This is a genomic window from Dyella nitratireducens (genome assembly GCF_014642835.1).
GTDB lineage: Bacteria > Pseudomonadota > Gammaproteobacteria > Xanthomonadales > Rhodanobacteraceae > Dyella_B > Dyella_B nitratireducens.
Genome location: NZ_BMJA01000003.1, coordinates 142,485 through 168,669 on the forward strand (window position 1 = coordinate 142,485; position 26,185 = coordinate 168,669).

9 protein-coding genes (1 of these 9 running past the window's edge) are annotated in these 26,185 nt (G+C 62.1%); 5 read left to right on the forward strand and 4 right to left on the reverse strand.

The annotated features are described in order from the left end of the window. Positions 1-15,239, reverse strand: the 5' portion of a protein-coding gene (locus tag IEX75_RS16835; RefSeq protein WP_188795900.1) for a non-ribosomal peptide synthase/polyketide synthase. Its footprint begins 10,519 nt before the window's first position; only the first 15,239 of its 25,758 coding nucleotides appear in the window; its start codon is at positions 15,237-15,239; the stop codon falls past the left edge of the window. 924 nt (positions 15,240-16,163) lie between these two features. On the opposite strand from IEX75_RS16835, the gene IEX75_RS16840 reads away from it, so the two are divergent. Both IEX75_RS16840 and IEX75_RS16845 read left to right on the forward strand, forming a co-directional pair. Then, positions 16,164-16,631, forward strand: a complete 468-nt coding sequence (locus IEX75_RS16840) for a hypothetical protein (protein WP_188795902.1) — start codon at positions 16,164-16,166, stop codon at positions 16,629-16,631. A gap of 56 nt (positions 16,632-16,687) precedes the next feature. Continuing rightward, on the forward strand, positions 16,688-18,451 hold the full coding sequence (locus tag IEX75_RS16845; protein WP_188795904.1) for a peptide-N4-asparagine amidase: 1,764 nt from the start codon (positions 16,688-16,690) through the stop codon (positions 18,449-18,451). Between the two features lie 35 nt (positions 18,452-18,486). On the opposite strand, the gene IEX75_RS16850 is transcribed toward IEX75_RS16845, so the two are convergent. Both IEX75_RS16850 and IEX75_RS16855 read right to left on the reverse strand, forming a co-directional pair. Next, positions 18,487-19,143: a dihydrofolate reductase family protein gene (locus IEX75_RS16850; RefSeq protein ID WP_229720915.1), complete on the reverse strand. Its 657-nt coding sequence runs from the start codon at positions 19,141-19,143 to the stop codon at positions 18,487-18,489. Positions 19,144-19,205: 62 nt separating this feature from the next. Next, complete coding sequence (locus IEX75_RS16855; protein WP_188795906.1) at positions 19,206-19,628, reverse strand: YciI family protein; 423 nt, start codon at positions 19,626-19,628, stop codon at positions 19,206-19,208. 240 nt (positions 19,629-19,868) lie between these two features. Between IEX75_RS16855 and IEX75_RS16860 the strand changes: the two genes are divergently transcribed. From IEX75_RS16860 to IEX75_RS16870, 3 genes are read left to right on the forward strand one after another with little or no spacing between them, the layout of a single operon-like run. Next, complete coding sequence (locus tag IEX75_RS16860) at positions 19,869-22,109, forward strand: alpha-galactosidase (RefSeq protein ID WP_188795908.1); 2,241 nt, start codon at positions 19,869-19,871, stop codon at positions 22,107-22,109. 5 nt (positions 22,110-22,114) lie between these two features. Next, positions 22,115-23,053 (forward strand): aldose 1-epimerase, encoded by a 939-nt coding sequence (locus tag IEX75_RS16865; protein ID WP_188795910.1) that lies wholly within the window; start codon positions 22,115-22,117, stop codon positions 23,051-23,053. Then, positions 23,037-23,813 carry an SDR family oxidoreductase gene (locus tag IEX75_RS16870; RefSeq protein WP_188795912.1) on the forward strand — a complete coding sequence of 259 codons (777 nt, stop codon included), beginning with the start codon at positions 23,037-23,039 and terminating at the stop codon, positions 23,811-23,813. The genes IEX75_RS16865 and IEX75_RS16870 overlap by 17 nt, the downstream gene beginning before the upstream one ends. A gap of 206 nt (positions 23,814-24,019) precedes the next feature. On the opposite strand, the gene IEX75_RS16875 is transcribed toward IEX75_RS16870, so the two are convergent. Next, positions 24,020-26,182, reverse strand: a complete 2,163-nt coding sequence (locus IEX75_RS16875) for an alpha-galactosidase D (RefSeq protein ID WP_188795914.1) — start codon at positions 26,180-26,182, stop codon at positions 24,020-24,022. Positions 26,183-26,185 lie beyond the last annotated feature (3 nt).

Below are 26,185 nucleotides of genomic sequence, written 5' to 3' on the forward strand. Positions count from 1 at the left end.
ATGCCGGCAAGTTGCTGCAATCGCTGCCACAACGCGGTGGAAATCGCCTCGCCACCGACCAGCAACGCCTTCAACGATGCATCGCGACCGGTCGCCGACAGCCCAGCCGACAGCAGCAATGCCAGCTGTGCCGGGGTGCAGTCGAAAGCTTGCAGGGATTGCTCGCGCACATACTCCAGCAGTGCGCCCGCATCACGCCGCAGGGACTGTGCGAACACCACCACGGTGCGCCCTGACAGCAACTGGGTCAGCGACTGCACGGAGGCGTCGAACGTCAATGAGGCGTTCAAGCCGATCCTGGCATCGGCGTCCAGGCCCGCGAATACCGTACGTTCAAGCGCAGACCATAGATTCACGACGGAGTGGTGCTCCACCATCACGCCCTTGGGCATGCCAGTGGAACCGGAGGTGTAGATCACATACGCCAGATGGCGTGCGGTGACGCCAAGCGCAGCGGCATCCGGATCAAGCGATGATTGCGACGCCAGCCATGCAGCATCTTCGTCGAGCATCACGCATGGCGCGGCAAGCTTCGGCAAGCGATCCGCCACGCAGGACTGCGACAGCAACAACTTTGGTTGGCTGTCTTCAAGCATGAAAGCAAGGCGCTGCTGCGGATAGTCAGGATCCAAGGGCACATAGGTGCCGCCGGCCTTCAGGATGCCGAGCAGGCCAATCACCAGTTCGAGCGAACGCGGCATGCACAGCGCCACGCGATCATCCGGTTTGACGCCGTGGCCGATCAGTGCATGCGCGAGGCGATTGGCCTGAGCGTTGAGTTGCGCATAGGTAAGCGACCGATCCTCATAGACAAGCGCGATGGCGTCCGGCTGAGCCAATGCCTGCTGTTCAAACAGCTGGTGGATCAGGCTTTCGGCCGGATACGGCGCATCCGTGGCATTGAAGCTGCCGATCACCTGGCGGCGTTCGGCGGCGCCGAGCATGTTTATCGCGTGCATCGGCCGATCTTCGGGCGCATGCAAGGCGTCGATCAGCTCGTGCATGACCGTGCACAGGTACCCGGTCAGCCGTAACGGATCGATCGTGCCCACGCAGTGCGCCATCAAGCCAAAGCCGTCGCCCAGATCGTTCACGGCCAGGGCGACCGGATAGTTGGTGCGCTCCTCAGCATGCATCGCCCGCACACCGCGCCAAAGCTCGGCGCCGGTGGGAAGCGCGGTATGCATGTGCCGGTAGTTCAACAACGTGTTGAACAAAGGCACGTTCACCGCGACACCGCTGCAGCGTTGCGCCAGGGCGAGCGGCGCCTGTTCGTGCGTCAACAGCGCGCTCAAGTGCTGATAGGTTTCCTGCACCACCTGCCGCACGCCGCGGCCGGCGAGTGTCACGCGCAGGGGCAAGGTGTTGATGAACAAACCGAGCGTGCGATCCGCCGCCTCGGTGCCTTGGGAGCGTCCGGCCAGCACGGTGCCGAACACGACGTCGTCTTGTCCGGTACAACGTGCCAGCACTTGCGCCCAGGCGACGTGGAACAGCACCGCGGTGCTCACGCCATGCTTGCGCGCGCTTGCTCGCACACGCTTGGCCAGGTGTTCGTCAAGGCTGACATTCGCCTCACGCACGGCACTGCCGTCGGCGTGCACGTCCGTGACACCGAAAAGACAGGTCGGCACTTCGATGTCGCCCAGGCGCTCACGGAAGTACACCTCGTGCACCGACGGCGGAACACGCAATACCTGGGCGATAAAATTCCGGTAAGGCGCGGGCGCGGTCAGCCGCTCAGGTTGGTGATCCAGGATGGCCTGGATCTCTTGCACCATGATCTCCAGCGTCACATGGTCGCCAATCACGTGATGTTGCAGCAACGCCAGCAGCCACTCGCCATGGCGCGGGTTTCGTGCCACCACGGCGCGCAGCAAGGGCGCGCGCGAAAGGTCCAGGCGCGTGCGGCGCGGATCGGTATAGGCAAGCAAGTCCGCTTCACTACCCTCCCGCGCTTCCACCGGAAGCGTGACGTGCCGGTGTACGACCTGCACCGGCCGGGCAAGGTCTTGCCAATGCACGGCGCTGCGCAGGATGTCATGGCGATCGATGACCTGCTGCATGGCACCGAGAAAGGCATCCAGCCGGTCGCGCTGTTCGAAGGCGAGTACCGTTTGCAGCAGATAGGCATCGCCTTCCGTGTCCAGCAGGTGATGGAACAGCATGCCTTCCTGCAACGGCGACAACGGATACATATCCTGGATGTTAGCGGCACCGCCAGGCGTGGCGGCGACGATGCGATCGATCGCTTCCTGGGGCAGGTCGACCAGCGGCAACATGGCCGGCGTGATGACGGTGCTACCGACAGGAATGAGATTGGGCGGAACGGAGAGCTCGTCACCCGCCTGCGATGCATGGCTTGCGATATCGGCCGCCAGCGCCGACAGGCTTGGCGATGCGAAAACCATCTTGACGTTCGCAGCCAAACCCTCGCTGCGCAGACGCTCGATCATCGTGATGATCATCAGCGAGTGGCCGCCGAGTTCGAAGAACTGATCGTGGCGCCCTACTCGCTCAACCCCCAGCAGCGCCTGCCAGATGATCGCAATGGCCTGTTCCACCTCGCCTTGCGGCGCTTCGTAATCGCGCGCCATCGCCGCGTGCTGGTGCGGCACCGGCAAGGCTTTCCGATCCAGCTTGCCGTTCGCCGTCAGCGGGAGCTGCTCCAACTGCACAAAGGCACTGGGCAGCATGTATTCCGCCAATTCCATCGCCAACGCATCGCGTAGCGTAACCGCCGGCAACGCTTGTCCATCCTGCGCGGTGAGATAGGCCACCAGGCGCTTGTCACCCGGCACGTCCTCGCGTGCGATCACCACCGCGTCGCGAACGTTGGGCTGCTGCAACAGTTTCGCCTCGATCTCGCCCAGCTCGACGCGGAAGCCGCGAATCTTCACCTGGAAATCGTTGCGACCCAGGAATTCCAGCGTGCCATCCTGCAGCCAGCGGCCAAGATCGCCGGTCTTGTACATCCGCGCTTGCGGGTCGGCGCGGAACGGATCACGCAGGAACCGTTCTTGCGTAAGTTCGTCGCGGTTCAAATAACCGCGCGCCACGCCATCGCCGCCGATGTGGATCTCGCCCGTCACGCCGATCGGCACCGGTTCGCCATGGGCATCCAGCACATAGATCTGCGTATTGCCGATCGGCCGGCCGATCGGCACCGAGCGTGCCTGCGCGTCCAGCTCGCGGATCTCGTGCGTGCTGGCGAACGTGGTGGTTTCGGTCGGTCCGTAGCACTGCACCAGATGTGCCGGAGGCGTGCCTTGCAAGACGCGCCGCACCTTGTCCGCGTCGATCTTGTCGCCGCCGAACAGCAGGTAATTCAAACGCGCGAATACGGGCGCCAACGCGTCGGCATATTGGTGGAACAATCCCGCCGTCAGATGCAGCACCGTCGCCTGGTGCAACTGCAGCGTCTCACCCAGTGCGACGGCATCCAGCAAGCAGGCCGGCGTGATGACAATCAAGCGGGCACCATGCAACAGCGTTGCCCAGATTTCCCACGTGGCCGCATCGAAGGCCGGATTCGCACAGAACGCCACGCCATCGGCCGCATCCAGCTGGACATAACAATCCTGCATCACCAACCGCAGTACCTGCCTATGTTCCACCATCACGCCCTTGGGCGTGCCGGTGGAGCCGGAGGTGTACATCACGTAGGCCAAATTGCTCGAATGCAGTCCACGCACAACGGTGTTGTGCGAAGGCTGCGTCGCCAGTTCCTTGGATGTTCCGTCATCATCCAATACCAGCACAGGCACGCCGCCAGACGCCCAATGCGCCTGCAGCGAAGGCTGCGTGAGCAAGGCGCACGGCGCACTGTCACGCAGCATGAAAGCCAGGCGTTCAGGCGGATACGCCGGGTCCAGCGGCACATAGGCACCGCCGGCCTTGAGAATGCCAAGTAACCCGACGACCAAGGCAATACCGCGTTCCATGCCAATCGCCACACGATCGTCCGGACCCACGCCTTGCGCTATCAGTGCGTGCGCCACACGGTTGGCACGCTGGTTCAATGTGTCGTAACGCAACGCTTCGCCGTTGTGCAGCAAAGCAACCGCATCCGGCTGAGCCTGCGCCAGCTGTTCGAACAGCTGGTGAATCAGGGCTTCAGCGGGATACGGAACATGCGTGGCATTGAAGCTGCCGATCACCTGCTGGCGTTCGGCGGCACCCAGCATGCTTACCGTGTGCATCGGCCGGTCTTCGGGCGCATGCAAGGCATCGATCAGCCCATGCATGACCGTGCGCATGTAGCCAGCCAGCCGGACCGGGTCGATGGTACCCGCGCAATGCGCCACCACCTCAAAGCCATCGCCCAGATCGTTCACGGACAGGATGACCGGATAGTTGCTGCGTTCCTCGGTATGCACGGTTCGCACGCCGCGCCAGAGTTCGGCTTCCGCAGAAAAGGCGCTCTGCGTGTGCCGGTAGTTCAACAGCGCGTTGAACAAGGGCACGTTCGCCACGACACCGCTGCATCGCTGTGCCAGGGCGAGCGATGCTTGTTCGTGTGTCAGCAGCGCGCTCAGGTGCTGATAGGTTTCCTGCACTACCTGCCGCACGCCGCGGCCGGCCAGTGTCACGCGCAGGGGCAAGGTGTTGATGAACAAACCGAGCGTGCGATCCGCCGCCTCGGTCCCTTGCGAACGCCCGGCCAGCACGGTGCCGAACACGACGTCATCCTGCCCCGTGCAACATGCCAGCACTTGCGCCCAGGCGACGTGGAACAGCACCGCGGTGCTCACGCCGTGCTTGCGTGCGCTTTCGCGTACACGCCGGGCCAGGCCTTCATCCAGGCTGATATGCGCCTCACGCACGGCACTGCCATCGGCGTGCACGTCCGTGACACCGAAAAGACAGGTCGGCGCTTCGATGTCGCCCAAGCGCTCGCGGAAGTAAGCCTCGTGCACGGAAGACGGAACGCGCAGCACCTGCGCGATAAAGTTCCGATAAGGCGCCGGCGTGGTCAGCCGCTCGAACTGCCGCTCCAGAATGACCTGGATCTCCTGCACCATGATCTCCAGCGCCACATGGTCGCCAATCACGTGATGCTGCAGCAACGCCAACAACCATTCGCCATTGCGCGGGTTTCGTGCCACCACGGCACGCAGCAAGGGGGAGCGCGAAAGATCCAGGCGCGTGCGGCGCGGATCGGTATGGGCGAGCAAGTCCGCTTCGGCATCCTGCAGTTGCAGCTCTTGCACCGGAAGCGTGACGTGCCGGTGCACAACCTGCACCGGCTGCGCCAGTCCTTGCCAATGCACGGCGCTGCGCAGGATGTCATGGCGATCGATGACTTGCTGCATGGCGTCGAGGAAGGCGTCCAGCCGGTCGCGCTGTTCAAAGGCGAGTACCGTCCGCAACAGATACGCATCGCCTTCCGTGTCCAGCAGGTGATGGAACAGCATGCCTTCCTGCAACGGCGACAGCGGATACATATCCTGGATATTGGCGGCGCCGCCGGGCGTGGCGGCGACGACGCGGTCGATCGCCTCCTGGGTCAGCTCGACCAGCGGCAGCATGGCCGGGGTGATAGCAACGCTATCGGCTGGAATGAGATTGGGTGGAATGGGCGGCTCGTCGCCTGGCTGCGATGCATGGCTTGCGATATCCGCCGCCAGCGCCGACAGGCTTGGCGATGCGAAGACCATCTTGACGTTCGCAACCAGGCCCTCGCCACGCAGACGCTCGATCATCGTGATGATCATGAGCGAGTGGCCGCCGAGCTCGAAGAAATGATCGTGGCGTCCGACACGCTCAAGGCCGAGCAGTTCCTGCCAGGTGTCCGCAAGCGTCTGCTCTACGTCACCTTGCGGCGGTTGATACTCGCGCGTGATCAGCGCCTCTCGATCCGGTGCCGGCAACGCTTTCCGATCCAGCTTGCCATTCGGCGTCAGCGGCAACTGTTCCAGCTGCATGAAGGCACTGGGCAGCATGTAGTCGGCCAGTTCCTTGGCCAGCGCATCGCGCAACGCGGCGCCTGACAGGGCCTGTCCATCCTGCGATGTCACGTACGCCACCAGGCGTTTGTCGCCGGGCACGTCCTCGCGCGCGAGCACCAGCGCATCGCGTACGCTGGCCTGCTTCAACAACTGCGCCTCGATCTCGCCCAGCTCGATGCGGAAACCGCGGATCTTCACCTGGAAATCGTTGCGGCCCAGGTATTCGATCTCGCCGTTGGGCAACCAGCGGCCCAGATCGCCAGTCTTGTACATGCGCGCATCGGGATCCTCGACGAAGGGATCGCGCAGGAAGCGTTCGGCCGTCAGTTGCGGACGATTCCAGTAGCCGCGTGCGACGCCAGGGCCGCCAATATGGATCTCGCCGGCGATCCCCACCGGTACCGGCTCGCCATGCCGGTCGAGGATGTAGGCGCGCGTGTTGGCGATGGCACCGCCGATCGGCAGCGAGGTCACGGCATCGTCCAAGGCCTCAATCGGATGCACGGTTGCAAACGTCGTGGTTTCGGTCGGGCCGTAGATATTGGACAAGTGTTGCGGCCGCGCCGCGGCGAGTACGCGACGGACCGTGCGCAGGTCGGCCACTTCGCCGCCAAACAGCAGATGGCGCAATTGCGGAAGAATCGGCGCCAACACGTCGGCGTACTGATTGAACAAGGCGGTCGTGAGGAACAAAGCCGTCGCCTGCGCGTCTCGCAAGGCTTGTACAAACTGCGCCGGCTCCAGCAGTACGGCTTCGTCGACCAGCAACACGCGGGCGCCGTTGAGCAAACCGCCCCACACTTCCCAGGTGGCCGCATCGAAAGCGATCTTGGCCGCATGCACCACCACGTCCTGCGATGTGAGCGGAGCGAAGCTGTTGTTGATCGTCAGCCGCAGCACGCTGCGATGCTCGACCATCACGCCCTTGGGTTCACCGGTCGAGCCTGACGTGTACATCATGTAGGCCAGGTTTCTCGAACCCAGTCCAGGTACAACGGGGTTGTGCGAAGGATGCGCGGCCAGTTCCGGCGACAAGCCATCGTCGTCCAATACCAGCACGGGCACGCCACTCGATGCCCAGCGCGCTTGCAGCGACGACTGCGTGAGCAAGGCGGACGGTGCGCTGTCGCGCAGCATGTAAGCCAGACGCTCGGCCGGATACGCCGGATCCAGCGGCACATAGGCACCCCCGGCCTTGAGCACGCCCAGCAAGCCGATGACCAGGGCAAAGCCGCGTTCCATCCCGATCGCCACGCGATCGTCCGGACCGATACCTTGCGCTATCAACGCATGCGCTACGCGGTTGGCACGTTGGTTCAACTCGCCGTAACGCAACGACTCGCCGTTGTGCAGCAAGGCAACGGCATCCGGATGAGCCAGCGCCTGCTGCTCGAATAGCTGCTGGATCAGTGCTTCGGCGGGATAAGTCACATCCGTGGCGTTGAAGTTTTCCACCACCTGATGGCGTTCGGCTTCGTTCAGCAGCGGCAGGCGATCGACGGCCTGCGCCGGATCGGCCGCCATGCCACGCAGCACCTCAACGAACAACCGCGCCATGCGCTCGATGGTGTCGTGTTCGAACAGGTCCGCGCTGTATTCGAATTCGCAGGCCAGCTCATCGCCCGTTTCGGTAATCGCCACGGTCAGATCGAACTTGGCCGTGCCGTTGTGCACCGGCAGAACTTCCGCTTCGACATGTTCCAATGCCAAGTCATCGGCGGTCGCGTTCTGCAGCACCAGCATGACCTGGAACAGCGGCGAATGCAGATCGTGTCTGGCGCGGTCCAGGGATGCGACGACCTGGTTGAACGGCACGTCCTGGTTGGCATAAGCATCCAGTGCGACATCGCGCACGTGGCGTAGCAGGTCATCGACACGCTGATTGCCATCCGCATCGATGCGCAGCACCAGGGTGTTGACGAAAAATCCGATCACGTCATCCAGCGCCACGTGCTGGCGATTGGCAACCGGTGTGCCGATGCAAATATCGCGCTGACCGGCATAGCGCGACAACAACGCGGCCAAGGCAGCCGCCAGGCTCATGAACAGACTTGCCTCGGCCCGCTGCACCAGCAGCTTCAAGCCGTGCGTGATCGCGCCGGGAACGACACAGCGCACGATGCCGCCGCGATGGCTCGGTATTGCCGGGCGCGGATGGTCGGTCGGCAACGGCAGCACGGCCGGCGCGTCTTGCAGGCGCTTTTGCCAGTAGGTCAGTTGCTGCGCGAAAGCGCCTTGCTCACTGCGCAAGCGCTGCCAATGGGCGAAATCCGCATACTGCAGCGGCAACTCGCGCAGCGGCGACGCCCGGCGCTGTCGATGCGCGTTGTAGAGCGCGCTCAGCTCGCGATTGAAGACACCCAGCGACCAGCCGTCGGCGATGATGTGGTGCGCGGTGATCAGCAATACATGCTGCGCGGGACGCTCCTGCAGGAGCATCAGCCGGATCAGCGGCTGTGTGCCCAAGTCGAAACTCTCGCGTACCGCGCCGTCGATCCAGGTTTGCAGCGTACCGTTGTCATCGCAGGACAGATCGGTCACCTGCAGGATCAGTGGCGATGCATCCGCCACCTGCTGCATGACGGTGCCGCTCGACTCGACGAAATGCGTACGCAGGCTTTCCTGCCTGGCGACGAGATCCGTCACGCTCGCCTGCAGGGCATGGATATCCAGTTCGCCGCGAAGCCGCACGACATACGCCAGGGTGTAGACGGGTTGCCCGCGGCCAAGCTGCTCGATAAACCACAGGCGCTGCTGTGCAAACGAGGCCGGTGTCGAAGATGGGCGCCGCACGCGCACCAGCGGCAGCTCCGTGCCTGCATGGCGCGGCGCCACGGACGCCTGGTTTTGTATGTGCGACGCCAACGCAGCCAGCGTGGCGTGTTCGAACAATGCCTTCAGCGGCACATCCACCGACAAGCTCGCACGCAACTTCGCCGCCACCTGGGTTGCCAGCAGCGAATGCCCGCCCAGCTCGAAGAAATGATCGTGCCGGCCAATCGGCGACAAGCCGAGCAATCCGCTCCAGATCGCCGCGATGGCTTGTTCCGCCTCGCCCTGCGGCGCCTCGTACTGCTGCGTGACGACGGCATCGCGATCCGGTGCCGGCAGCGCCTGGCGATCCAGCTTTCCGTTCGGCGTCAGCGGCAGCGCGTCCAGCACGACGAAGGCCGATGGCAGCATGTATTCGGGCAAGTGGCCGGACAGACTGGCGCGCAGATCGGCGAGCAACTGGTTGGTGGTTTCCCGCTGCGCCGGCCGGGTGGTGAGTTCGCCCAGCGGCCGCAGCTCGCGCGATGCTGCGTAGATATCGGTATAGGCGCGCCGGCCGGCCGGCACGAACAGCACATCCAAATCACCGCGCCGGAACGCTTTGCCGTGCTGCGCGGACCAGGTGATGATCGCCTCCAGCCCCAGGCTGGCGGCCAGTGCGTGCAGCGCTTCAGGGTGCGGCAAGGACGCAGCGGGCCGACGTTGCAGCGTCGCCATCACCTCATCCATGGACCGCCCTTGCTCGAAGGCGTGCACCGCTTCGGCTTCGTTCGCCAAATGGTGGTTGGGCACGCCACAAAGGCGCAGGCCGGCAAACGCCGGGTGTTGCAGATGAGATGGCAAGGACGCAACGTCGACCACGTCTTCGCCCCAACGAAGCCGTGGCAAAGCGGCCAGCGATGTCGCGCCGGCCCTTTCTTTGTGCAGGGACGCCTTGTGCAATACGACGTCGTAGCGATAGCGGCTCAATTCGTTGGAAAAATGCCCGCGCTTGACGCGGATATCGACGCCGGCAATGCCTTCGATGCGCTCGGGCAGGCTGGCAAAAAAGTCGGGATCGAACACCAGTTCCTGTTCCAGCCGCAGCTCCCGCTCAATCACCGAGCGGAGCGAGACCGCATCCGCGCCGGCATCGGCCCGCGACAACTGGATGGCGGTAGTCAGGCAGGGCAACAACGGCAGGTTGCGAATGTCACCGAGGAACATCGCGCCACCCGGCGCCAGCAGATCCATGGCCTGCTGCACGACGGCCAGCATGTAGTCGGCGCTGGGAAAGTACTGCGCCACCGAGTTGATGACGATCACATCAAAGTGCTGCCGCGGCAGGTTGCTACTGCTGTGGGCAGGCTGGCAGTGCAGGCTGACCCGGGCGGCGAGATCCGCTTGCTGCTCGACCTGTGCATGCAGCCGCGCCACCGCCTCGGCGGAAAGATCGGTGCCGCAATAGCTTTCGCAATGCGGCGCCAACGGCGACAGGATCAGGCCGGAGCCGCAGCCGATTTCCAGCACGTGCCGAGGCTGCAAAGCGAGGATGCGGTCCACGGTGGCATCGCGCCACTCGCGCATCTGCTCCAAGGGAATGGGCTGGCCGTCGTAGCTGCTGTTCCAGGTGCGGAAATCCTCGCCGAACGAAACCTCCAGCGCCTTGCCATATTCGGCCTGATACAACTGGCGCCACTGCTCGACGCGGCGGTCGTCCCAGCCGGCCTCTTCGTCCTGGTCTTGCTGGTTTTGCACGACATAGGCGACCAGGCGTTTGTCGCCGGATGTTTCTTCCCGCGCAATCACCACCGCTTCGCGGATCGCCGGATGTTCGAGCAGGCGCGCTTCGATTTCGCCCAGCTCGATGCGGAATCCGCGCAGCTTCACCTGGAAGTCGTTGCGGCCCAGGTATTCGATCGCGCCATCCGCCCGCCAGCGCCCGAGATCGCCGGTCTTGTACAGGCGGCCACTGCCGAAGGGGTTGGCGACAAAGCGCTCGTCGGTCAAGGCCGGGCGATGCAGATAGCCGCGCCCCACCTGTACGCCGCCGATATACAGCTCGCCGGCAACCCCGATCGGTAGCGGCTGCATGCGCGCATCGAGCACATACATCCGGGTATTGGCGATGGGGCGGCCGATCGGCACCACCGCGCCGGGTTCCGTGCACGGCCAATACGTGACATCGACCGCTGCTTCGGTGGGGCCATACAAATTGTGCAGGGCTACTCCCGGCAGCTTCTGCAGGAAACGATTCTGCAAGGCCGGCGGCAAGGCTTCGCCGCTGCACAACACGTGGCGCATGCACGTGCAGCCGGACAGATCGTCCTGGTCCAGGAACACCTGCAGCATGGACGGCACGAAGTGCGCCACGGTGATGCCGGCCTGCGCGATCCGTTGCGCCAGATAAGCCGGCGACTGATGCCCGCCGGGCCGCGCCAACACCAGCTGCGCACCGGCCCGCAGCGGCAGGAAGAATTCCCATACCGATACGTCGAAGGCATACGGCGTTTTCTGCAGCACGCGATCGCTGGCGTCGAGTGCGAATTGCTGCTGCGCCCAGAGCAGACGATTCACCACACCGTCGTGCTGGTTCATGGCCCCTTTGGGCTGCCCAGTCGAGCCGGATGTATAGATCACATAGGCCAGATGATCAGGACGCAAGCCCAAGGCATGCGGGTCGGGATTGTGATCGGGTTGCGTCGGCAGCGAAGCGGCATCGTCCAGCCACAGCACTGGCACGTCGACGGCCGGCAGTCGGTCGCGCAACGCACGGGTGGATAGCAACAGCCGCGGCTGGCTATCGGCCAGCATGTAGCTGACACGCTCAGGCGGGTAGTCTGGATCCACCGGCACGTACGCACCACCTGCCTTCAGAATGCCCAGCAACGCCACCACCATGGCGTTGCTGCGCTCGACGCAGAGGGCAACACGATCGTCCGGCCGGATACCGTGCGCGATCAATGCATGCGCGAGTTGATTGGCGCGCTGGTTCAAGCTGCGATAGCTGAGCTGTTCGTCCTCGCTGACCAGGGCGATCGCATCCGGTTGCTGCGCCACCTTTGTCTCGAACAACTGATGGACCAGCGACGCGGCTTGCCAGGTCTGCGCGGTGGCGTTGAAGGTCTCGAGTACCTGTTCGCGTTCCGCGGCATCCAGCAGCACAAAGTCGTCGATGCAGGTGTCGGGCGATTCGGCCGTGCCATCGAGCACATGGTGCAGATGCATTCCCCAGCGTTGAATGCTCACCGCATCGAAAAGGTCGGTGCTGTATTCGAACACCACCTCCAGGCCACCCTGCGACTCGCGCACATCCAGCAGAAGGTCGAAGGCTGTATGCGCGACACCTGCAGCCCAGCGGCCGTCGAACTGCAGCGACTGGTCGAGCCCGTGCTGGCGTGCCCTGCCCTGGTTTTCGAGTTCGCTGTGGAAATTCAGCACGACCTGCGCATACGGCGTGTAGGCGGCATGCCGCTCACGCACCAGCCGGTTGAGAATCAGTTCGAAGGGCAGCTGTTGCTCGTAAGCCGACAACACCTCCTGCGTGGTCGCTGCAAGCACGTCGGCAAACGCCTGGCCGGCGCTGAATTGCGCACGCAAGGGCACGACGTTGACGAAGGCGCCGATCACGTTCTCCGTCTTCGCGGGACGGTTCGCCGACAACATGCTCATGCAGATGTCGTCCTGGCTGCAGTAGCGATGCAGCAGGATCTGCACGGCGGACGTCAGCGCCATGAACAAGGTCGCATTGCGCTGGCTGGCCTGTTCGGCCACGCGCCTGACCAGGTCGGCAGAAAGATGCATGGTATGCGTTGCGCCGCGGTGCGACATCAACGCCGGCCTGGGACGATCGGTAGGAAGCGCCAGCAACGGGGAAGCACCGCGCAGGTGTTCCGCCCAATAAGCAAGATGCGCCTGGATGTTTTGCTCGCCGTAGCGGCGCCGCTCCCATTGCGTGTAATCGGTGTAGCTGACCGGCAGCGCGGGCAGCGCAGGTGGCTGATCCGCCTTGCACGCGGCATAGGCTTGGGTAAGCTCGTCGATCAGCACACTGACCGACCAGCCGTCGTGAACGATGTGATGCAGGGTCAGCAGCAGCACATGCAGCCCTGTGCCGATCTTCAGCAAGTGCGCGCGGATCAGCGGCCCATGGATCAGGTCGAAAGGCTTGCGCGCATCTTCCATCATGACCTGACGAATCTGCGTATCGGCATCCAGCTCGCCGACATCCGATACCTGCAACGGCCATGACAATGCCGGCAACACCCGCTGGCTAGGCACGCCATCGGCCACCGGGAATACCGTACGCAGCGCCGCATGCCGCTGCAGCATCGCGTCCAGCGCCTGCTGCAGCGCAGGCAGCGCCAGTTCCCCCGCCAAACGCATGGCCACCGGCACGGCATAAAACGCATTGGCCGGCTGGTATTGATCCAGAAACCAGAAGCGCTGCTGCACGAACGATAGCGGCAAGTCGCCGTGCTGCGACGAAGCCAGCAGCTCATCGGCAACAAGCTGGCGCGGCTGCAACGTATCGATGACGGATGCCAGCGATGCAACGCTCGGCGCTTCGAACAACGCGCGCAGCGGCAGGTCCACGCGAAACGCCGTGCCCACGGCAGCTACCAGTTGTGCCGCAAGCAGGGAGTGCCCGCCAAGGCGAAAGAAATTGTCCGACGTCGACAACGCCGGGTTGCCGAATACGTCGCGCCACAGCTCGAGCAGACGTATCTCGGTGGATGTCTGCGGTGACACGGCAGTCTCGGACGCCGTGTCCTCCTGCTCGACACACCAGGACCAGATGCTGTCGAACTCACCGGCCTGATACATCTGGCGGCAGCGCACACGCTGGATTTTGCCGCTCGACGTGCGCGGCAAATGCCCCGGCCTGACCAATACCACCGCGGCGAGATCGAAAATTTCGTGCTGTTCGGCGATATCGGCGCGCAGCCGCGCGATGAGGCTTTCGGTTTCCAGCCGACGCCGGCTTTCCACTTCCTGCACGATCACCAGTTGTGTCGTATCGCCCTCTTCCAGCGAAAAAGCGGCGCAACCGTTGGCGCGAAAAGCCGGCGATGCGCGCTCGACGGTCATCTCCACGTCCTGCGGATAGATATTGCGCCCGCTGAAAATCATCACTTCCTTGCTGCGCCCGGTGATGAACAGCTCGCCTTCACACACAAAACCGACATCGCCGGTGCGCAGCCATTCGCGTTCGTCGCCTTTCATCCTGGCGCGGAACGTCTCCTGGCGCGCAGCATCATCCTGCCGCCAGTACCCTTGCGTGACCGCAGGACCGCACAGCCATATCTCGCCGACCTGGCGCTCGCCTTGCCGTTCCAGCGTGACCGGATCGACGACCGCCATGTCGTGCCGATCTTCATGCGTGCGGCCGACCGAAACGATGTGCACGGCATCATGCGGCCGATCGCTCGGTACGATCCGCCCATCTTCCAGCGCCGCTTTGCTGATGCACACGGCATCCGGCAATGCGCCAGCAGCACGATGCATATTGGCGGTGGCCAGCAATACGAACTCGGCCATGCCATACGACGGCATCATCGACTCGCGACGAAAGCCGTATCGGGCGAATTTCTCGGTGAACTGCGTCACCGACTCGAAGCGGATACGCTCGGCGCCATTCATGGCGACATCCAGGCAGCCCAGATCGAGCTCTTGTATCTGGGCGTCGGAAATCTTGTCGACGCAGAGCTGGAACGCAAAATTCGGGGCGCCGGTGAGACGGGCACGATAGCGGGAAATCAACCGCAGCCAGCGTACCGGACTCATCATGAAGGCGGCCGGCGGGAACTGTACGCTGTGCGCACCGGCGAACACCGGCATGATGATGGCGCCGATCAAGCCGAAATCGTGATGCGGCGGCAACCAGAATACGAAGGTCTCACCACTGCGCACATCGAACATCTGCTGGAAAAGCCGCAGATTGGCCAGCAAGTTGTGGTGCGCCACCATCACGCCCTTGGGCGCTCCGGTGGAGCCGGAGGTGTACTGCAGAAACACGATATCCGAAGCCTGTGCCGCAGGCGGCACCCACGCCGACTCGTCGCCTTCGGCATCGTCCGTCGACAACCACGACATGTTCCGCAAGATGTCGTCGTTCGGATCGCCTTCTTCCACTTTCATGACGCTGTCGCGAATGCGCGCCAGGGTCAGCGCGGCAGCCGGCTGTGAATCGGCTGCCATCAGGCGCAAGCGCGGCAGCGTGCGGCGATTCGCCGGAGGCAATGCTGGCACCGCCGTGACACCGGCATAGACACAGCCATAAAAAGCGACGATGTAATCGAGGCTGGGCGGATAAACCAGCAGCACCCGATCGCCGGGTTTCGTTATTTGTTGCAAGCGTGCCGCAAGTTTGCGCGCGGCCAGATCCAGTTCGGCATAACTGAGCGTGCCGCTGACGTGGTCACCATCGTCCAGATAGGTGAAGGCAGGCGCATCTGCGGTCGCGGATGCTGCACAAGCCCTGTAGCGAACCACGTCAAATAACGTCAATACATCCGGTATCGACTGCGAATTCATGTTGTCCCCTCGTCCCCAGGTTGCTTTTTGCAGAAAGACGCGCCCAGATCGCGGCAAAAAGCACGGCAGTGTTACATATCAATGTTACATATCGAATCGAGGATATAGATGCGCCGTGCCAACTTGAATAATTGCGACGCCGTGTCGCACGTATTGCGACGCGATAGAACGTGAAACGGGGTATTTACCAATAATCCACGCTTGATAACCGTGGCATTACTCACGTTCTGCCAAATGTCCGCCCCCTCTGGAACGTTGCTTGCTGCGCGCCACCAACCTGGTGACGACGCACGGGGCATGTCTTCACTTTTACAATCAAGGACATGTGCGTGAAAGTCGAACCACCCCGTTTCCCGGCACCGGAACCTGACAGGAAGGGGCTTGGGCGACCGGATACGGTGCCGGCGACGGACGGCTTATTGTAGGAATTCGCCTACAACAGAAAGAGAAGGCACCTGATAGCTTAAGTCCGGCGTCCTCACAGAGAATAGCGCCCATGCCCCGTGAGTCCCGCCGATGTTCGGCTGGTGACACGGACGTCAGGTGCGGCAAGGCGGCTGCAATCCGACAAGTGGGGCATCATTCACAGGATGTGTCAAAAGCCCCGGCCCTGCCGGGGCTTTTTCGTTGTAGCGCTGACGCATCCCGTCAGGCATTTCCGACAAACCATGGCCTCGCGTGACAGGGGATTGCTTTTTCCGCATGCCTAAGCGCCGTTGACCTAAACATCCCCATCCCGATGCGCGAAATCGGTGGGGCATTCGAAGCTTTGGCGCCTTCCTTCGGAAGACACCGTTTCGCTATCTCAATAAACGCGCTCTATCTAATTCGACGGCATTCCGGCCATTAAAACAATGCAGTCCTTATCTCAGCGCGTGCGACCCGCAACTGCTTTAATGGTCAGCCGACTTTCGAGATGTACCGATGGACGCCCTATCCGAGATCACCCCAACCCATGTTCCCCCGACAGCCCACCACGCAGGCCTCGTGCTCGCCAGGTGGTTTCAACCCAAGGCGCGGGCCGCCTTCCTGCCTTTAGGGATCAGCTCCAGCGCACTATGCGCCACGCAGGCGCCGGGCCATCTCTTCGGCGGCGTCCTCCATGCCAGAGGTCCGCATGGGGTCTACACGGAAATCCAGTTCAAGCCTCATCGCCTGGTCGCGCAAGTACATGAGGCGCACCTATGCGTTTTGCATGCCCATCTCGTACATGGGGATCCGCACAGCAGCCGCTATGCCATCGAACCGCCTACCGGGGGACGCTTCTGCGATGAACTGGTCGACGGGGAAATCGTGATCCATCCCCATTCACCCAATGATGTCGTGGCGGAGTTCCGATCGGCGCGGATGGACTGGTCAGGGGAATTTCGTCGTCACGTACCTGGCCGCTGACCGATAACCCGTGCATGCTTATCCATGACGTTCCAAGCCATCGCAGGATGATCCACATGCACCACCTGATTCGCCCGAGCCTTGCCCTTGCACTGGCCTTGCCGAGTGCGCTCGCCGCTGCGCAAACGTCGCCCGCCGTGGGCGACCGTGGCGTCGCCATCGCCGATGCGCCGGTACCGCGCCCTGCCGGCACGCCTTGCGTCGCCAATCTGTATACCGATGTTGCGTTCGACGATCACGGCGACGCCACTTCGCGCGCGGCGAAACCCCGTGAGTGGACGTACGCGCCGCCTGCGCAATGCACCGGGCCGTGGTCGAAAGTGGTGCTGGAGGCGGATTTCTCGGTGACTGCCGGCCGGCAATACGACCGTACCGTCAGCCTATGGCTCAAGGGCGTGAATCTCTTCTACGGCACCACGCAGGAACCGAGCGCCAAGGTCAGCCCGCACTGGCATGTGGAACGCGACGTGACCGATTACGCCGGCCTGTTCCGTGACGGCGGACACGGCCAGACCATCCTCAACAACTGGATAGATGCCACGCGTGCCGGCGTGATCCATGGCAGCGCGAAACTGGTGTTCTATCCAACCACGACGACGAGCAAGGCTGCGTCGCCCGCCGACCTCGCCATCGGTCTAGTCGGCGACAACGATGGGCATCCGGTGGATGTGCAGAACGGCCATGAAACGCTCTCACGTACGCTCACCCTGCCCCGCAACATCGAACGTGTGGTGCTGGATCTGATCGCGCAAAGCCAGGCCGTGGACGAGCAGTGGTACATGTGCATCGACGATGCCGACATGGACCCCACGCGCGAATTCTCGCTTGGTCCACCGAACGCGGGCGATCCGCTGGAGCAGTGCCCTGGTGGCAACTTTCGCGAAGTGTCCGTGAGCATCGACGGCCAACCGGCGGGCCGCGCGCCCGTCTATCCATGGACCTACACCGGCGGCGTCGACCCCAATCTGTGGCGGCCCACGACGGACATCCAGACGCTCAACTTCACACCGTATCGCGTGGACCTGACACCCTTTGCCGCATTGCTGGACGACGGCAAGCCACACACTGTGGCGGTACGAGTGCTGGGTGCACACGACTTCTTCAGCCTTGCCGCCAACCTGCTGGCGTGGCGCGACCACGGGCGCGACGTGCTCACCGGCAAGCTCACGCAAAACACGCTTGTCGCACAGCAGGATGGCCAGCCGCCGCAGGTGCAGCGCCACTTCAAACATGGTGCTGACGGCACCTTGCATGGCGAGGTCGACACCCTGCAAAACGGCGATTACGTCATCGTCGGCGAACTGCAAACCTCGCACGGCAAAGTCGTCACCCGCGTCGAACAGCACTCGGATTTTGTCAACCGTCAGGGCTTCGATCATCCATCGAAAGACATCTACAACCAGCGCATTGCCATGCATACGCAAGTAGTCGATGACGTGCGCACCACCACCGATGCCGGCACGATGCAGCACACGCATCATCTCGAGTACCCACTGCTCATCGACATCCACAAACAGATTCACGCGGACGGTGCCTTCACCGCAGACATCACCATGCAGCAGGGTTATGTGAGCAAAAGACAGCACACCGAGAATGGCCACGTGAGCTTCTGGTCCACGCTGGACAATCATCTCGTCAGCCACAGCAACACCGACTTCAACGCTGGCGGTACGGGTATCACCGGTTCGCGTGGACAACACGGCGAGCAGTCATACCGCTTCAGCGATTCGTTGGGCAGTTGCTACGCACGCCGCGTGGAAACGCGCGACCAGGCTGTTGTCGCCGTTGCGTCAGGTGAAGGTTGTCCGAGCGGCGGCTGATCTTTGCGGGTTTTCTATTCTGCGCACGCGACGCTTCATGCCGGATGGTAGACGACTCCCACGATGCCGCCGCTGTAAGGCGTCGCGCTGATCAGGCGCAGATCAGCGGGGCTGTACGGCCCGGAGAACAGCGGCTGGCCCCGGCCCAGTAAAACCGGATGGATAGCCAGTCGATATTCGTCAATGAGGCCGGCGGCAACGAGGCTTTGGGCGAAACGGGTCCCGCCATGGGCAAGGATGAATTTGCCCGGTTGTTCCTTCAGTCGGAGAATTTCCTCCGCGAGATCGCCGCGTGCCACGGTCGGTTCGGCCCAGGATTTCAGGACCGCCGCGGTCGGCGTCACGCTGGGCCGTCCCTTGGTGAGACCTGCATCCGCCTCGGCGGTCCGATCCACTTGTGTGCCGTCCTTGATCCCGGTCCTTGAAAAAACGATCTTGGGGATATCGTTCATCGCTGCTGTGAACGGTGTGTCCGAAAAGGGCCAGAATGCTGCCATGTCGTAATAGCTGCGGCTGCCCATGATGTGCACGCCAGCTTCGTCAAGCGTATGGACAAGCTGCGCCCTGGAATCGGCGCTTGACGACCGGAATATCCAATCAAGCTCGCCGTTCGGTCCGGCAACAAAGCCGTCCAGGGAAATGGACATCTTCAACACGAGCTTTCTTTTTGTTGCTGTTGAGGTAGTCATCATTCTTCCTTCACCTTGCGATGGTTCGTAGAACCAGGATGCCAAAACAGCCGCGACCAACAGGCTCAGGCGCCGTTGAGTTTCGCGCGGATCCGGTCACGGATTTCCTTGGTCTGCGGCGTCTGGACGGCCTCGAATTCAGCCATTCCCATGAGTGGCCGAATCTCCAGCTCGCTTTGTCCCTGCCCGCAATGCGGAGCGCGCATCATCCACGCTATCGCCTCGTCCATGTCCTTGACCTCCAGGATCAAGAAACCGGCGACCAGCTCCTTGGTCTCGGCGAAAGGCCCGTCAATGACGGTACGGCTGTTGCCATCCGACACGATACGTTTGCCGTTTGAGGAGGGCGTAAGACCGCCGAGGGCAACCAGGACGCCGGCATCGATCAACTCCTCATTGAATTTGCTCATCGCCTCGAGCGCCGAGGGATCAATGCTCGCGCCATTTTCGGTGCCCTCAGTCGCCTTCCCCATCACCATCACACGCATGGTCAGTCTCCTGCTCAGGGCCGGCTTGTCCGGCCTTTGTGAGAGCGACGAATAGCGTTGTCCAAAATCGACATGGCCTTGTGCTTTTTTTCAACGGCCGACGCGCGGGATGCCAGCTATTGGGCTTGCGTCAGAAGGCACGATGGGCACAACCGTGCCCGCAAACATATTTGTCGTATGATAAAACCTTTGCCGGCACTACCCTTCCTCGTCAACGGTGATTAAAGGGGTCCCTGCGTGATGAAATTTCCAAGAGCATGCGTCCGCCATGGCCTGGCGATCCTTGGCACTATGGCGTTGATCGTATGTGGCGCGATGAACGATGCGCGCGCCGCAACCCATGACGGCACCGCACATATCGATGTATCGGGCCGTGTCTTCCGGCTGGATGCGGCCAAGGTGACCTATGCGTTCGGGGTCAATGAAAAAGGGCAGCTGCAGTCGATTTATTGGGGCTCGCGATTGGCACCGAACGACCCGTTGCCGACACCTGTTGCGCCGCCCGGCCGCGATGCGATCGATGGCGTGGTCAACGTGATCCCGCAGGAATACACCGGCTGGGGCGAAGGGCTCTACTACGAGCCGGACCTCAAGGTCACGTTCCCAGACGGCAATCGCGACCTCGTTTTGCATTACGTGTCGAACAGCGTGCATGACAACGTGCTGTCCATCGTAATGAAGGATATCGAGCGCGCGATCGTCGTCACCTTGCAGTACGAGATCGACCCGGGCACGGGTATCGTGCGACGCAGCGCCGTCGTCGAGAACCAGACGGCGACACCGGTGATCGTGGAACAGGCGAGCGCGGGTACATGGATCTTGCCGCGCAGCCACGATTACACGCTGCGATATCTGGCTGGCCGCTGGGCTGGCGAGAACGACATCTACGAACGCCCGGTGCAGCCGGGCAAGACCGTGCTTGAAAGCCGCCGCGGCAGTACCGGCATGCAGAACGAACCGTGGTTCGCCATCCGCCGTAACGACGCCAACGAAACACATGGGCAAGTGTGGTTTGGCGCCCTGGCCTGGAGCGGTTCCTGGCAGATTGCGATCGAGCAGGATCAGGCCGAGCAAGTACGCGTCACCGGCGGCTTCAATCCGTTTGATTTCGGCTACAAGCTGGCGCCCGGCGCAAGTCTGCAAACACCCAGCTTCTATGCGGGCCTCACCAGCGGCGGCATGGGCGAAGCGTCACGGCTGATGCATCGGCTGGAGCTTACGCGCATCCTGCCGCAGGCGCCGCATCCACGAGCACGGCCTGTGCTCTACAACTCCTGGGAGGCAACCGGCTTCGACGTCAACGAAGCCGGGCAGATCGCGCTCGCGGAGAGGGCGGCAAGTATCGGCGTCGAACGTTTCGTGATGGATGACGGCTGGTTCGGCGCGCGCAACAACGACAAGGCCGGACTGGGCGACTGGACCGTCAATCCGCAAAAATTCCCGCATGGGCTGAAACCCTTGATCGATCGCGTCCACGCGCTGGGCATGGACTTCGGCATCTGGGTTGAACCGGAGATGGTCAATCCGGATAGCGACCTATATCGCGCGCATCCGGACTGGGTGCTCAACATGACCGGCCGCCCGCGTACCCTGGGTCGCAACCAGATGGTGCTCAACCTCGCCCGCCCGGACGTGCGCGCGTACGTGTTCCATGCGCTGGACAAACTGCTGAGCGAAAACCAGATCGCCTTCATCAAGTGGGACTACAACCGCAGCTGGTCCGAACCGGGTTGGCCAGCGGTGCCACCCGACCAGCAGAAAAACGTCTACGTCGACTTCGTGCGCAATGTCTACGGCATTCTTGAAGAACTACGCCACAAGCACCCGAACGTGGAGATTGAATCGTGCTCCAGCGGCGGTGGTCGCGTGGATCTTGGCATCATGCACCTCACCGACGAAGTCTGGCCTTCCGACAACACGGATGCGTACGACCGTCTGCGCATCCAGGATGGCTTTACCCAGGCGCATACGCCGGGCGTGATGATGGCCTGGGTTACCGACTCGCCCTCCTCCATGAATGGACGCAGCATGTCGTTGGAATACCGTTTCCTGTCGGCCATGCAAGGCTCGCTCGGTGTCGGCGCGAACCTGACCAAGTGGACCGCGCAGGACATGGCCACGGCAAAACGCCTGATCGCCGACTACAAAGCGATCCGCGAGACCGTGCAGCATGGCGATCTGTATCGCCTGGTGTCGCCCGATAACGGCAGCGAGCACTCAGCCACCGAGAGCGTATCGCCCGACAAGGCGCATGCCGTGCTGTTCGCCTTCCTGCATTCCAGCACCGAAGGCTATCCGTATCCAACGGTGCGGCTGCAAGGGCTTGATCCGGATGCGCGCTACCGCTTGCGTGTGCTGCAGGGAACGTTGGCGGAGCGTACGCCAACGGTGGCGAGCGGTGCCTACTGGATGAACGTAGGCATCGACATTTTGATGCGTGGCGATTTCCAGGGTACAGCCATCACGTTCGATCGCGAGTAGACGCGATGATCGAGGATGGGCGTTGCTGGCTCGAGAACACGCATTTGCGCGTGCAGGTGCGGCCAACGCAAGGCGGTGGCCTGGGCCGTTTCGATTGGCTTGGGCGAGACGCCGCCTTCCCCTTGCTGCGCCCATATGAATCGGCGCACCCGGAGGAAAGCGCAGCGTTCGATCCCAACCGTTTGGCGTGTTATCCACTCGTACCGTGGAGCAACCGCATTTCATGCGGAGGATTCAACTTTGCCGGCACGTCCGTGGCGTTGTCGCCCAACTGTCCCGGCGAACCGTATCCCATCCACGGTAGCGGCTGGCGCCGCGCGTGGACGACGCAATCGCATACGGCCGATGAAATACAACTGGTGTTGGACGAGCGGGCGCTGGATGCCTACAGCTACCGCGCCATGCTCACTTATGCATTGCGCGAGGACTCGCTGGAAATCGAGCTGTGCGTGACCAACACGGGCAACGCGACATTACCGTTCGGGCTAGGCCTGCATCCGTTCATTGCACTGCACGACGGCGTGACCTTGCACGCACCCGCTGCGCGCGTATGGCAGAACGACGGCCGCTCGCCACTGCCGCTGGAGAACGTGCCCGTGCCCACCGGCTGGGATTTCCAACAACCGAAAGCATTGCCGAACGAGGTGCTCAATCATTGCTTCCTGCCTTGGTCGGGCCAAGCCACGGTGCATTGGCCTGGGCAAGGCATGTGCTTGCACATGGCGGCGGATGTCGATGCATTCCTGCTCTACACGCCACGCGATGCCGATTTCTTTTGCTTTGAACCGGTCGACCATCCGATCGATGCCGTGCATTTGCCAGGCGGGCCACTGGCGCACGGCATGACGGCGCTGGCATCCGGCGAGCGTCTCTGCCGGCATTTTGTGTTCCGCGTGGAAGCTGCAGCCTGCGGAACAGGAGACCCACGTGAAGCCACGCCTTGAGAACAAAACCGCGTTGATCACCGGTGCAGCCAGTGGTATCGGCAGCGCCATCGCCGAGCTGTTCGCACGCGAAGGCGCATCGCTGGCCTTGCTTGACGTGGACATCGCCGCCGCCGAAACGCTCGCCCGCGAGCTCGCAGACTCAGGTCACCGTGCCATCGCGGTGCAAGCAGACGTGTCGGATGCCGACGAAGTGCAACACGCCGTAACGCAGGCCCAAGAAGCACTCGGCCGCATCGACATCCTGATCAACGGCGCCGGCATCAATGTCTTCCGCGATCCGCTGACGTTGAGCGAAGCGGACTGGCAACGCAACCTCGGCGTCAACCTGCAAGGTGCCTGGCATTGTGCGCGTGCGGTGTTGCCGTCGATGCTTGAGGCAAGCTACGGGCATATCGTGAACATTGCATCCGTGCATGGGCACAAAATCATTCCGGGCAGTTTCCCTTACCCAGTCGCCAAACATGGGCTTATCGGACTCACTCGCGCACTGGGATTGGAATACGCGGCACGCGGTATCCGCGTAAACTCGATTTCGCCGGGACTGATCCTGACGCCAGCGGCCGAACGCTATTTCGAGTCATGCCCGGACCCCGAAGCCGAGCGCCGCAGGCAGACTGAGCTGCTGCCCTGCAAACGTATCGGCACGTCCGAAGAAGTTGCTTATGCAGCGCTATTTTTGGCCAGCGACGAGGCGCGCTTTATTAACGCGACGGATTTGCTGGTCGATGGTGGGCGCAGTCAGCTGTATCACGCTTGATGTCTTAAGGCTTGCCAGAAGGTATTGGCCTGCCCGACCGTCATTCCGGCGAAGGCCGGAATCCAGTTTGAATATGCCGTGCGAAGCACACAAAACCTCTATGTCGTGTGCTGCGCACATCATTCTTAACTGGATTCCGGCCTTCGCCGGAATGACGTCGGGCAAGACAACACCGCTCTAACGTCTCAAGTTCAGGGCTTTACCCATTATCGCGGGCACATCCGTGTCGTCGAACCGGAGAGCGAATCAACCCATGGCGCCACCACGATACGATCAAGATCCGGCGCATAACCGTTGGGATTGCCCATCTGGATGGTATTGGTTCCAGCCTTCAGTTGAACGCGAAGCAGCGTTGGCCGCGGATCATCGAAGGTGCTTCCATCCAGATCCAACGAAACCGGTGCAGCGTTATTGACCGTGACAACGAGCGTACGCGTGCCACTCGTCATATAGTCGATTTCAAGCAGGTAGGTGCCCGATCTTGGCACAGTAACGTTAGAGAAAGCCACCGTATTGGCCGCGCCATTGCCGATGTTGCCCGCCTTGGAAAGCCCCGACGCGTAGTTGCTGAAACCTGCTGTTACCGTGCCGCTCAAGGTGGCTTGCTCGGCTTCGTAAGTGGTAGCCGTAGGCAAGACGGCATCCCCCTGCCCGTTGATCACGATGCGATCCAGGTCGGGCGCATAACTGGTGGGATTGCCGAATTGGATGCTGTTGTATCCCGCCTTCAAACAAACCGGCACCGTCGTGCTCGAAGGAATAAGAAAACTGCCGCCGCCGGCATTGAGCGTTTGGTAGGGGCCACCATTGACCGCGTATAGATAGGAACGCAAGGCGAAAGTCATCGAGTCGACCTGCATGAGATATACGCCGGCCCTGCGCACATAGACATTCTGGAAGGTCACGGTGTTACCGCTACCAAGACCGAGGCTGCCGACTTTTTTGCCGTCGGAACAACTTGGACAGTCGGCAATGGATGCCGTGCCCGCCAAGGTCGCCGTGGTGGCTTCGTAGCTGGTAGAAGATGCAGATGGCGTATGGCCGACCCGCGTGGAGATTTTCAGCAGCCGCACGCCATGCCCATCCAGTACCGTCGAAAATGCGCCAAATGATGGGCCAAGATCCGTCTGTGCCCACAGGTCGCGCACTTGCCGCACGCCGTCGAGCCCGATCTCCCGCCACGGCAGCCGCACCTCCGCCGGTGTCGCATTCATATTGAACAGTGCGACGTAGTAGTTGCCATCGCCGAGATCGGAAACCCATACCGGCAAATCGCCACCAAGCACCTGCTTCGCCGGTTTGCCGGATTGATCGACGGCAAGCACTTCATCAGCCGTCGCCAGCTGCTTGCCGAAATCGTCGATCTTCGTCAGATCGCCACCCAGGTAAATCGGCGCGTTCGCCAACGCCCACAGGGTGATGGCGGAGCGCTTCTCGGCATGCGACAGGCCATCCAGTTTGCCATCGCCGATATCGAGCGAGTCCATGTCATTCCAGCCCAGCGTGGGGCCGGCCGCATTCTCCCAACCGGGTAGATCGCGGAAGCGTTTGTAGATACGCGACCAATCCGTAAGTGTTGCGCAGCGGCCTTCGCATTCCACGTCATCGTCGATGCGGCGTGCATTGGAAAATGGCTGCCACGCGTCGAGATAATCCTGATCGATTTCCCATGAAATCGTCAGCCAGATCGGCCGGCCGCTGTTCGCGATGGCCTTGGACCAGGCAGCCACATCAGCCCGATTATCGATATTGAGATTGTCGTTGTACGAGCCGGGTGTTACGGCATCGAGCTTGATGAAATCGACACCCCATGACGCAAACAGCGCGACCACGGAATCGATATAGGCCTGTGCACCAGGCTTGCTGAAATCGATCTTGTAATGATAAGGCGACGTGCCCGGGCCGCCGAAAGCATTCCCCGCCGTGTACGGTACGGTGAGAATGTCCTGGATGTGATACGGCGTACCAAGGATCGGCGAATTGGCCGTCACCGCCGGCTCTTCGACACCGGGAATCCAATAAATGCCCGCCTTCTGACCATTCTTATGGATGTGATCGATCAGCGATTTGATATCCGGAAACAACGTGGGATCGGGAATCGGCCTGCCGTTCGCGTCGAAACCGCCGTGCCAGCCGGAATCCATATTGATGTAGTTGAAGCCATGCGCCTGCAGGCCTGAGCTGTCCAGCGCATCGGATTGTGCAATGACATTGGCTTGGGTAAGAAAGTTGGCGTCGAGCGTCTGCTGACTGAAGCTGCTCCAGCCGAGGTATGGTTTTTGCGCCACACCGTTAACCTGCGCACCAACGCTGGTCGCGAGGCTGAGCAAGCCGCACGCCAAAACACCGTGTAAGAGGAGCGACTTCATAGT

Coding starts and splice junctions, on each gene's coding strand:
- IEX75_RS16840 (WP_188795902.1), top strand. CDS start 16,164: ATGGACGCCCTATCCGAGATCACCCCAACCCATGTTCCCCCGACAGCC.
- IEX75_RS16845 (WP_188795904.1), top strand. CDS start 16,688: ATGCACCACCTGATTCGCCCGAGCCTTGCCCTTGCACTGGCCTTGCCG.
- IEX75_RS16850 (WP_229720915.1), bottom strand. CDS start 19,143: ATGATGACTACCTCAACAGCAACAAAAAGAAAGCTCGTGTTGAAGATG.
- IEX75_RS16855 (WP_188795906.1), bottom strand. CDS start 19,628: ATGCGTGTGATGGTGATGGGGAAGGCGACTGAGGGCACCGAAAATGGC.
- IEX75_RS16860 (WP_188795908.1), top strand. CDS start 19,869: ATGAAATTTCCAAGAGCATGCGTCCGCCATGGCCTGGCGATCCTTGGC.
- IEX75_RS16865 (WP_188795910.1), top strand. CDS start 22,115: ATGATCGAGGATGGGCGTTGCTGGCTCGAGAACACGCATTTGCGCGTG.
- IEX75_RS16875 (WP_188795914.1), bottom strand. CDS start 26,182: ATGAAGTCGCTCCTCTTACACGGTGTTTTGGCGTGCGGCTTGCTCAGC.